1 protein-coding gene is annotated in these 1,607 nt (G+C 40.6%); it reads right to left on the minus strand.

Going from position 1 to position 1,607, the window contains the following annotated elements:
- Positions 1–1,607 (minus strand): transporter (locus tag ACFIO3_RS12760; RefSeq protein WP_375704582.1); only part of this gene is annotated, 1,607 nt, incomplete at both ends.

Raw genomic sequence — 1,607 nt, forward strand, 5'->3', positions numbered from 1 at the left:
CCCTTCTTTGGATGTGTTGTCAAAAAACAGTTGAAGGGCACCAAGAGAGCGCTGGGTTGGGGGTAAGTTTTCCAAGGAATCAATGGCTTTGGCGATATCTTGTCGCTCTTCTTCTGTTACGATTTGCCCTTCAGCGGTCACCAGCTTTAAGATCCAATTACGAAGAAAGATTTTATTTTTTTCGGTGTATTCCATGCCCTTTAAGGGAGCAATACCCGTGGGCTGCCCATTCTTTAAAGGTTTATATTTCCCTCCTCCAGCCCGTACAAAAATCTCTGCTCCTTGATCTTTATCAAAAAAAACCATAGTTGGATTGTGTTTTTGTAATTGTGCAAGAAGAAAATTAACAATCACTGTTTTACCAGAGCCCGATGGACCACAAACAAATGTGTTTCCAAGATCGCCATAATGAAAATTAAAATAGTAAGGTGAACCGGCCTGTGTTTTTAGCAATGCGACAGCAGCTCCCCAAACATTATCGTTCAGTTTGCCAACAGGGAAAGAATGGAAGGGCGATAAAGCAGCAAAGTTTCTGCTAGTAATGGCGCCTGAACGCGCACGATAGCTAAAGTTTCCAGGAAGTTGTGCCCACCATGCTGCTTCCAATCCTAAATCTTCTCTGGCAATCACGGCTCCCCCATTGGTTAAATGGGAACGTGCTTTTGATAAGTTTTCAGACAATATTTTGGGATGATCAGCAAAAACAGCTAAAGAAATGTGGTGTTCTCCCAAAACAAAACGGTTTGATTCTAAATCATCCAGCGCTTCATCCAATGCATCAATTTGTGAGCTAGCACGGTCAGCTGCATTGATCATTTGATTTTGCTTGCGGCTCATAATCGCACTGGCGGCTGCCTTACTTTTAAAGACAAAGGATTGTGTTAAGATGAATTCAAATGGCACCGTAAGCAGACCATCAGTCATACCTGGGCGTGTTTTAGAAGGATACTCTTTCCATCCAAACATGCCCACAAAGCGTTCATTGCTTTCATGGCGAATTTCGATAATTTCTTTCCCAAAAATAACACGATCCGAGTAAATTGTTGAAGCAATAGTTCCAAATGTAAGAGGAATACGCTCACGTCTTCCCCCCACTAGCTGGTGGAGAAATTCACTTTGTTCAGCAAATAAAAGTCCTTCATGTTCATAGATGGATAGTAAACGGACTTCATACTCTTCCAAACCTTGCATAAGATCTTGACTTAACTCTTCGAGTTTACGAATAGCTTCCTCATCGGGTTCAGATTGTGTTTTCTTCGCTTTGCTCAAGCGCTGAAAAAATGAAACCAGCTTTTCTGTTTTATCCGCGGCCGGATTCCAAAGCAGTGAAATAAATAGATCATTTCTATACAGTTCTTGCGAAACCATCTTCTTTTTATATTTTTCATCTAATATTGTTGCAAAAGATGAAAGAAAATGACCTTCTGGGTATATCGTTTCACGGCGGCGGATGATGTGAGAATATAAAGCAAGCCGTTCGTCTGCGATATTTTTTAAAAGGGTGTTTAATTGGTTGTGTAAAGAATTTAATTGATCAATATCCGCAGTGTCAAAATTTATACCCTCAACAGCCATCACAACCATTAAACAGCGTGAATTTAAAGCAA

Source organism: Bartonella sp. AD328YNZD (assembly GCF_042196425.1).